We start from the raw sequence: 9,433 nt of genomic DNA, 5'->3' as shown, positions 1-9,433 counted from the left end.
CGTCGTCGCCCTCGCCGCCTCACCACTCGGAGCGCTAGTTATTTCGAGACTCGCCGAGGTAGTTCGTGACAAGGAGTCACGAACTACCTCGGCAGGTAGCGAACTACCTCGGCGAGTCTCGAACTACCTCAGGCCGCGGCGGACAGCTTGCGCGACGTGACGACGGCGTCCGCCACCCCGTAGTCGACGGCGTCCTGCGCCGAGAGGATGAGGTCCCGGTCGGTGTCGGTGCGCAACCGCTCCACGGTCTGCCCGGTGTGCCGGGCGAGCAGCTGCTCGGTCTCGGCGCGCAGGCGCAGCACCTCGCGCGCCTGGATGGCGAGGTCGGACACGGTGCCCTGCCCCTGGGTGGACGGCTGGTGCAGCAGCACGCGGGAGTGCTCCAGCACGGTGCGCTTGCCGGGCGTGCCGGCCGCGAGCAGCACCGCGGCGGCGGACGCCGCCTGGCCCATGCAGGTGGTGGCGACGTCGCTGCGCACGTACTGCATCGTGTCGTAGATCGCGGTCATCGCCGTGGCCGAGCCGCCGGGGGAGTTGATGTACAGCCCGATCTCCTGCTCGGGGGCCTCGGACTCCAGGTGCAGCAGCTGCGCCATCACGACGTTGGCCACGCCGTCGTCGATCTCGGTGCCGAGGAAGATGATGCGGTCGCGCAGCAGGCGGCTGAAGACGTCGGAGAAGCGCTCGCCCAGCGGGGTGCGCTCGACGACGTTCGGGATCGTGTAGCTCATCCGTTCCATGGGCACGGTCATCACAGCCCCGCCTTCCGGCCGGCGGCCGACGGCCGCACGTCCTCGACGCTCTCGACGATCCGGTCGACCATGCCGTACTCGACCGCCTCGGTGGCGGTGAACCAGCGGTCGCGGTCGCTGTCGGCGGCGATCTGCTCCACGGTGCGGCCGGTGTGCTGCGCGATGAGCTCGTGCATCACGCGCTTGGTGTGCTCCAGGTTCTCCGCCTGGATCGCGATGTCGACGGCCGTACCCCCGATGCCGGCCGACGGCTGGTGCATCATCACCCGCGTGTGCGGCAGCACGTACCGCTTGCCCTTCGTGCCGGTGGTGAGGAGGAACTGGCCCATGCTGGCGGCGAAGCCGAACCCGACCGTCACGACGTCGTTCGGCAGCAGGCGCATCGTGTCGTAGATGCCGAGCCCCGCGGTGACGGAGCCGCCGGGGGAGTTGACGTACAGCGCGACGTCGGAGCGCGGGTCCTCGGCCGACAGCAGCAGGAGCTGCGCGACGACGCGGTTCGCGACGGCGTCGTCGATCTCGGTGCCGATCACCACGATGCGCTGGTGCAGCAGCCGCGCCGTGAGCTGGTCGTCGAAGGCGGGTGGGGCGGGCGGTGCGGGGGTGCTCAGTGTCGGTGTGCTCATGACCCCACCGTCCGACGACGGCGGGCGCCGCGGGAGGGTTCTCTGCCGGCAGCGCATCTGCTCAGGGCAGAGAGCACCCTCCCGCGGTAGTCAGGACCGCCGGAACCAGCGGCGACGCAGCAGTACCAGGCCCAGGCCGACGAGCAGCAGCACCACCGCGGTCGGCGCGAGCCAGGCGTCGCCGAACCCCGTGGTGGGCAGGCTGCCCGGCAGCGGGGCGGCCTCGGGTGCCGGCGCCTCCGCGCGCGGCGGCTGAGGCTGCCGGTCGGCACGGCCGGCGTCGTCGCCCCTGCCCGCGTCGTCGCCCCGGCCCGGGTCGGTGGCGCCGCCACCGTCGTCACCATCGTTGTCGCCGTCTCCGCCGCCGCCGTCCTCGCCGGGCGGGGTGGTCGGGTCGGGGTCCGGCGGATCGGTCGGGTCGGGGTCCGGCGGGTCCGTCGGGTCGGGGTCGGGGTCCTCGGCCTGCTGCACGGTGCCGCCGCCGAGCCAGGCGGTGCTCTCCGCGCCCTCGGCCTGCGTGCCGACGTCGCCCTCCTGCGCCTCGACGGGAAGGCTGGCGGCCTCGAGCCGGGACGAACGCACCGTGTCCGGCAGGCGCGGGTGCTCCCGCTCGAAGGTCTCGGCGTCCATGGGGTCGCGCGGGGCGTCGGGGAACTCGACGCCACCCGTGATCTCCAGCCAGTACTGCATGTCGCCGTGCTCGTACTCGTAGCGGTACAGCGGGGTCTGCAGACGCTCCAGGTACTGGTCGTAGACCTCGCGCGGGTCCCACTCCGTCCTCGCGGGCCAGGCGGAGACGTCGCCCGTGCCGATGACGTCGTGGAAGGCGCCCGGACGCTCGGCGTCGCGCTCCTTGATCCACTCCGACGCGACCCGGGCGGTGTAGACGCGGCGCAGGTCGGCGTACACGGGATCGGTGTTGACGGCCTGCTCGAGGTACGGCGCGTACGTGTCGACGATCCGCTGGTTGTTGCGCTCGACGACGTCCTCCGGGGCGTCGGCACACATGTCCTCGCCCGGCATCTCCCAGTCCACCTCGACCGGCTCGATCTGGGCGCGCAGCGGGGCGTCGAGGATGTACAGCTCGCCGTCGTCCTGGCGGACGGTCGCGGGCTTGGGGTCCACCCAGAAGCGGTACCAGTCGTAGCAGATGACGCCCTCGTCGGTGCGCTCCAGCGAGTCCCAGAAGGCCTTGCCGAGCTCGGTGTCGGGGTTCATGCCGTCGGCGATGGTGCGCTTGAACTCCAGGTCGGCCTCGAGCAGCACCCGTCCGGCGTCCGTGCTGGCGAACTGCTCGTCGATGACCGTCTCGGGGGTGTCGGGGTTGAGGTTGACCCAGAACTGGCTCGGGTCGAGCGCCAGCCAGGTGAACAGGGCGTCCGACGACAGGTCGAGCGCGGCCTCACCGCCGAAGCCGGGCTCCGCCTCGCCGTCGTCGGGGAGCTCGTCGGCGGAGAAGGCGTACCCGTAGTCCTCGTTCTTCGGGTCGTCGGTGACGTACTTGAGCTCGAGCGAGCGCCAGTCGATGCCGCCGGGGCGCCGCGCGCCGAATCCAGGGCGGCGGCTGTCCTGCCCCAGGTCGTTGCGGATCCGCTGGCCCTCGCGGGCCTCGGCCGCGTTGCGCCCGGACCCGCCCGCGAGCTGCTTGGCTGGTCCGGCGGTCGTGCGGCAGGCGAGGGTCGAGGCCTGCGCCGTCGTCGCGCACCGCGGGTCCATCGCGGTGCTCCCGGGCGGCGACGGGTTCCTCGGAACGGCCGTCGAGCGCAGGTTCGTGTGCTCGATGCCGTGCTGCTGCAGCAGGCGGACCTGGCCGGGGCGGGGCTCCTTGCTGAAGATGTAGACGACGCGCCAGCCCTTGGCGCGCAGCGCCTGGTCCGCGCGCAGCTGCTCCAGCTTGAGCGGCGAGTCCCCGGACTTGAGCTCGTACGCGATCTTGAGCTTGCGGTTCACGGAGTCGTAGCGTCGCTTCGAGCTGAGCTTCTCCTCCTCCCAGAGCTTGTTGTCCTCGCACATCCAGTCGGCACCGCCGAGCTTGAGCCGCTTCGCGACGTTCCGGTGGTAGCCGTCGCCGCGGTAGTCGTTCGAGACCGCGGGGATGTAGGTGTTGCGCCAGCGGTCCCACTCCCAGTCGCCCTCGTACGCCTTCCAGCGGCGCAGCATGTGCTCCTCGGTGCCCGGCGTGTAGTCCTCGTAGCTGCCGGTGAGGGCCTTGAGCTCGGCCTCGGTGGGCTCCTGGCGGGGCCGCAGCTTCTCCGCCGGGTTGTCGTACTCATAGTCGTCGATCGTCTCGGTGTGGGCGTCGGGCAGGCCGCCGCCGGGCAGGTCGGCCACGTCGGCGATGCCCTCGATGCCCTCGATGAGCTCGTCGCACCGGACGTTGAACTTCGGGGCGGACTCGCTCTCCGGTCCCGGGACGAGGACCAGTGAGACGGCGAGCGCCAGCGCCGTCGCGACGGCGGCCGCGACCGCACGCCGGACGCGCCGTCGCCGTCGCTCGTGGGGGTTCGGGTCTGCGGTGGCCTGGGAGCTCACGCCGATCTCCTCTGATCCGGTACGTGGGGCGGGCAGGTCGGTGGGCGCGCGGAATCGCCGCGGGCACCGACGTCGACGCTAACCAGGAGGAGCGGGTCGTGCGACCGGGACAACCGTCGGCCGGGGAAACAGTTGTGGGAGCCCGGGTCAGGCCGGGGGAGGGTCTCTCTTGTAGGCGTCGAGGTCGGCGTTGAGACGCTCGACGAGCTCCGCGAGGCGGATGCGGTCGGCGGGGCTCCAGTCCGCGAGCACGGTGGAGTACGTGGCGCTGCGACGGCGCCGCTGCGCGCGCAGGGCGTCCCGGCCGCCGGCGGTCGCGGAGACGAGGACGGCGCGGCCGTCGTGCGGGTCGCGGGAGCGCTGCACGTGGCCCGCGCGCTCGAGGGCCACGACCTGGCGCGTCACGGTGGAGGCGTCGATCCCGAGCCGCTCGGCGAGGGCCTGGACGCGCTGGGGGCCGCCGTCGCGCAGCGCGTGCAGCAGCAGGTAGCCGGAGCGGTCGAGGTCGTGACCCCCGGTGCGGACGGTGGTCGCCGCCGTGGTGCGCTCGGCGCGGCGCAGCAGCTGGGCGAGTCCGAGCTCGACGCGGGCGACGATCGCGGGCGTCGAGGCGTCGTCGTCCTGGTCGGTGCGCGGGTCCGCCACATTGTTTCCCCGGGAAGCGGTCATAGGTGTATCCTACAGGTAATTACCTGCATCATGCAGGTATCCCGACGCCCCCGCCGGCCGGTGACCGGCGACGACGGCGCGACGCACCAGCAGCAGACGAGCCCGCGGCGACCGTGGGGCAGGAGTGAGGAGTCCGTGGCAGGCACACGCAACGAACCGAACAAGACCGCGATCTACGCGACCGCGCTGACCGCGTTCTTCGCGATCGCCGGTATCGCCGTCGTCGACCCGATCCTTCCGGTGATCGGGGAGGCCATCGGCGCCACCACGTGGCAGATCGAGCTCCTGTTCACCGCGTACATCGCGGTCATGGCCGTCGGCATGATCCCGGCCGTGCTCGCCACGGGGAAGTTCGGCTACAAGAAGATCCTCGGCACCGGCGTGACCATCGTCGCGATCGCCGCGATCCTCGCCGCCCTGAGCACGTCGATCGGCCAGCTCGCCGCGCTGCGCGGGCTGTGGGGCCTGGGCAACGCCATGTTCTTCGCCACCGCGATGGTGCTGCTCGTCTCCCTCGCCAACGACCGCGAGTGGGTGGTCGGCATCTTCGAGACCTGCGTCGGGCTCGGGTTCGCCGTCGGCCCGCTCATCGGCGGACTGCTCGGGAGCTTCTCGTGGCGCGTGCCGTTCTTCGCCTGCGGCCTGTTCATGATCGTCGCGCTGGCCATGTCGATCACCAAGCTCAAGGACCCGGCCGAGAAGCCGACCCCGCTGCGCGTCGGCCAGGTGTTCTCGCTGTTCCGCAAGCCCGCGTTCCTCGCGCTCGCGGTCGTGACGGCCACCTACAACTTCGTCTTCTTCATCATCCTCGGCTACACGCCCATCTTCCTCGGGCTCGACGTCGTCCCCCTGGGCCTGGTGTTCACCGCCTGGGGCCTCGGCCTCGCGTTCGGCATCCTCGTCGTCGGGCACAAGCTCGCGCACACCATCGGCGCCGTGCAGACCCTCGGGATCGCCGTCGCCGGCGTGCTCGTCATGACGCTCCTGCTCGCCCTCGGCCTCCCGACGGCGGCGTCGATCGTCGTGCTCGTCGTCGCGGGCGTGTTCATGGGCATCGCCAACGCGATCCTCACCGACCTGTCGCTGGCCCTCGGCGACCCCGACCGCCGCGTCACGACCGGCGCCTTCAACCTCGTGCGCTGGGGCTTCGCCGCCCCCGCCCCGGTGATCGCCGGCCTGCTGCACCCGGTCGGCGCCTCGGCCCCGTACTGGGTCGGCGTCGGGGTGCTGGCCGTGGGCGTCGTCGTCTTCCTGCTCACCGCCCACACGATGGCCGGCCGGCTCGGCGAGAAGGTGCTGTGGGCGCGGTGGAACCGCGCCGCGCGCGCCGTCGAGGGCACGCCGGAGGAGGCCATGTCCGAGCTGTGACGCCGCCCGGACATCGTTCTTCCGGATGATGTGGGCGGGAACTCGGGCGGCGTATCGTCCGTTCAGCCCAAGCGTCACGACAGCGGAGTCGTGCCCCCTGCCGACCGCCCGTCTGGAGTGAGCGTGTTCCGACTTGCCCGCCTGTCCCTGGCGAACCGCGCCGTCGTCGCCCTGGCGACGATCGCGATCTTCGTCTTCGGGGCGATGAGCCTGGGCTCCCTCAAGCAGGAGCTCATCCCGTCCCTGGAGCTCCCGGCGGGCGCGGTCGTCGCGACCTACCCGGGCGCGTCGCCGGAGGTGGTCGAGCAGCGCGTCACCGAGCCGCTCGAGGCCGCCGCGCAGTCCGTCGAGGGCATCGAGTCCATCGGCTCGACGGCGTCCACCGGCAGCTCGGTGACCACCGTGCAGTTCGAGTACGGCACCGACATGGACGCGGCCACGCAGCGGCTCCAGACCGCCGTCACCCGCATCCAGTCGCAGCTGCCGGAGGACGTCGAGCCGCAGGTCGTCACCGGCTCGCTCGACGACCTGCCGGTCATCCAGCTCGCGGCGGCGGGGGCGGACGGCGACGTCGACCCCGCGGCGCTCGCGGACACCGTCGACACCGTCGTCGTGCCCGCGCTGGAGGACCTGGACGGCGTGCGCTCCGTCGCCGTCACCGGCGGCGAGACCGACCAGGTGCTCGTCGACGTCAAGACGAAGAAGCTCGCCGCGGCCGGCCTGACGACACAGGACGTCGCCGACGTGCTCAAGGACAACGGCGTCGTGCTGCCCGCCGGCACGATCACCGACGACGACGTCACCTACTCCGTGCAGGCCGGCTCCAGCATCGAGAGCGTCAAGGAGCTCAAGGCGCTGCCGCTCGTGCCGGACCCGGCCGCCGGTGCGGGCGCGACGACGGGCGCCGGCGACGCCACCGGCGGCACCACGGGCGAGGTGGGCGACGGGACCGGGGCGCCCCCGGCGGGCGCCGCCACCCAGGCCCCGGCGGCCCCCGAGCCCGTGACGCTCGCCGACGTGGCCAGCGTCGAGGTCGTGCCGGTCGAGGCGACGTCGCACTCCCGGCTCGACGGCGAGTCCTCGCTGGGCGTCGCCATCACCAAGACCCCCGACGGCAACACCGTGGACGTCTCCCACGCCGTCCAGGACGCGATGGACGACCTCAAGCCCGAGCTGGAGGACGCCGGGGTCACGACCGCCGTCGTGTTCGACCAGGCGCCGTTCATCGAGGAGTCGATCGAGGGCCTCGCCACCGAGGGCGGGCTCGGCCTGCTGTTCGCCGTGATCGTCATCCTCGTGTTCCTGGTCTCGCTGCGCTCCACGCTCGTGTCGGCCGTGTCGATCCCGCTGTCGCTGGCCGTGACCTTCGTGGTCATGAACGCCACCGGGTACACGCTCAACATCCTCACGCTGGGCGCCCTGACCATCTCGATCGGCCGCGTCGTCGACGACGCCATCGTGGTCATCGAGAACATCAAGAGACACCTGTCGTACGGCGAGGACAAGAAGGCCGCCATCCTCACCGCGGTGCGCGAGGTGGGCGGCGCGATCACCGCGTCGACCATCAGCACGGTCGCGGTCTTCCTGCCGATCGCGCTGGTCGGCGGCATGGTGGGCGAGCTGTTCCGGCCGTTCGCGATGACCGTCGCGATCGCGATGCTCGCGTCGCTGGTCGTGGCCCTGACGATCGTGCCGGTCCTCGCGTACTGGTTCGTCAAGGCGCCCGCCGTCGCCGCCGACCCGGCCGAGGCGGAGCGCATCCGCGAGGCCGCCGAGGCCAAGGAGCGCCGCGGCCTGTGGCAGCGCGCGTACGTGCCGAGCCTCGGCGCGGCGCTGCGCCACCCGTGGGTCACGCTGGTCGTCGCGGTCGCCGTCCTCGGCGGCACGCTCGCCCTGGTGCCGCGCCTGGAGACCAACTTCATCGGCGACTCCGGACAGGACACCGTCACGGTGACCCAGACGTTCGAGACCGGCGCGTCGCTCGAGGCGCAGGACGCCGCGGCCAGCGAGGTCGAGGACGCCCTGGCCGGCGTCGACGCCGTGGAGAGCGTGCAGACCACCGTCGGCTCGGGCGACGCCGCGATGGCGGCGTTCATGGGCGGCGGCTCCGCGCCGCAGGCCACCTTCGCGATCACCCTCGACCCCGAGGCGGACGGCGTCGAGGCGCAGACCGAGATCCGCGACGCCGTCGAGCCGCTGGCCGGCGCGGGCGTCACCTCCGAGGTCAGCGTCTCCGGCGGGGACTCGGGCTTCGGCTCCACCACCGTGGACCTCGTGGTGCAGGCGCACGACAGCGACGACCTCGAGTCCGCGGCGCAGCAGGTCACCGACGCGGTGTCCGGGCTGGACGGCGTGGCCGAGGTGACCAACGACCTCGCCGCCGCGCAGCAGGTCGTGCAGGTGTCCGTCGACCGGGAGAAGGCCGCCGAGGCGGGGCTGACCGAGACCCAGGTGTCCGGCATCGTGTCCGGCGCGATGGACCCGGAGCAGACCGCGGGCGAGGTGGACCTCGGCGACGGCCCGATCGACGTCGTCGTGAAGACCGGCGACGCGCCGGCCACGCAGGGTGAGATCGAGGACCTCGAGATCCCCACCGCCGCGGGCATGGTGCCGCTCACCGACGTCGCGACCGTCGAGAAGGTCGACGTGCCCACGTCGATCTCCCGCACCGACGGCGAGCGCTCGGCCACGGTCTCCGTGACCCCCGAGACGCAGGACGTCGGCACGCTCAGCGCCGACATCACCGCGGCCACCGACGACCTCGACCTGCCCGCCGGGGCCACCGTCGAGATCGGCGGCGTCGCGGCCGACCAGGCCGACGCCTTCGCCGACCTGGGCCTAGCGCTGGTCGCCGCGATCGCCATCGTCTACCTGGTGATGGTCGCGACCTTCGGGTCGCTGGTGCAGCCGCTGATCCTGCTGGTGTCGGTGCCGTTCTCGGCCACCGGCGCGCTGCTGGCGCTGCTCGCCACCGACACGCCGCTGGGCGTCCCGGCGCTCATCGGCGTGCTGATGCTCGTGGGCATCGTGGTGTCGAACGCGATCGTGCTCATCGACCTCATCAACCAGTACCGGGACCCGGCGCACGGGCAGCCCCGGTCGCTGGACGAGGCCGTGCGCGAGGGCGCCCGCAAGCGTCTGCGGCCCATCGTCATGACGGCGCTGGCGACGATCTTCGCGCTGACGCCGATGGCGATCGGCCTCACCGGTGGCGGGTCGTTCATCAGCCAGCCGCTGGCCCTCGTGGTCATCGGCGGCCTCATCTCCTCGACGCTGCTCACGCTGTTCGTGGTGCCGGTGCTCTACGAGCTCATCGAGCGCCGCAAGGAGCGTCGTCGGACCAAGCGCGACTCGCGCGCCGTGCGCAAGGCCGAGAAGGCGGAGCGGGCCGCGGCCCGCGCGGCGGAGCGGGCGGAGGCGGCCGAGGAGGCCGCCGCCACCGCCCGCCGTCAGGCGGGCACCGACCCCGCCTGACCGGCCCGTCAG

The 9,433-nt window shown here is 72.4% G+C and carries 6 protein-coding genes; 2 read left to right on the top strand and 4 right to left on the bottom strand.

Annotated elements, in window-relative coordinates:
- Positions 1-128: 128 nt before the first annotated feature.
- The 4 genes from ACFUVW_RS16890 to ACFUVW_RS16875 all read right to left on the bottom strand — a co-directional run bounded on the left by ACFUVW_RS16890 (position 129) and on the right by ACFUVW_RS16875 (position 4,579).
- Positions 129-752, bottom strand: coding sequence for a ClpP family protease (locus ACFUVW_RS16890; RefSeq protein WP_430572479.1), 624 nt, complete (start codon positions 750-752; stop codon positions 129-131).
- Complete coding sequence (locus ACFUVW_RS16885; protein WP_430572478.1) at positions 752-1,378, bottom strand: ClpP family protease; 627 nt, start codon at positions 1,376-1,378, stop codon at positions 752-754. The genes ACFUVW_RS16890 and ACFUVW_RS16885 overlap by 1 nt, the downstream gene beginning before the upstream one ends.
- Positions 1,379-1,468: 90 nt before the next feature.
- A complete protein-coding gene (locus tag ACFUVW_RS16880; protein WP_430572477.1) occupies positions 1,469-3,910 on the bottom strand; it encodes a hypothetical protein in 2,442 nt (813 codons plus the stop codon).
- Between the two features lie 147 nt (positions 3,911-4,057).
- On the bottom strand, positions 4,058-4,579 hold the full coding sequence (locus ACFUVW_RS16875) for a MarR family winged helix-turn-helix transcriptional regulator (RefSeq protein WP_430572476.1): 522 nt from the start codon (positions 4,577-4,579) through the stop codon (positions 4,058-4,060).
- A gap of 135 nt (positions 4,580-4,714) precedes the next feature.
- On the opposite strand from ACFUVW_RS16875, the gene ACFUVW_RS16870 reads away from it, so the two are divergent.
- Both ACFUVW_RS16870 and ACFUVW_RS16865 read left to right on the top strand, forming a co-directional pair.
- On the top strand, positions 4,715-5,947 hold the full coding sequence (locus tag ACFUVW_RS16870; RefSeq protein WP_430572475.1) for an MFS transporter: 1,233 nt from the start codon (positions 4,715-4,717) through the stop codon (positions 5,945-5,947).
- A 123-nt stretch (positions 5,948-6,070) separates the two neighbouring features.
- Entirely contained in the window at positions 6,071-9,421 is a 3,351-nt protein-coding gene (locus ACFUVW_RS16865; protein WP_430572474.1) for an efflux RND transporter permease subunit, read from the top strand.
- The last annotated feature ends 12 nt before the right edge of the window (positions 9,422-9,433 follow it).

The sequence above is a fragment of the Isoptericola sp. NPDC057391 genome (assembly GCF_042668085.1).
Classification (GTDB): Bacteria; Actinomycetota; Actinomycetes; order Actinomycetales; family Cellulomonadaceae; genus Isoptericola.
This window is presented reverse-complemented; position numbering and strand designations above follow the sequence as displayed.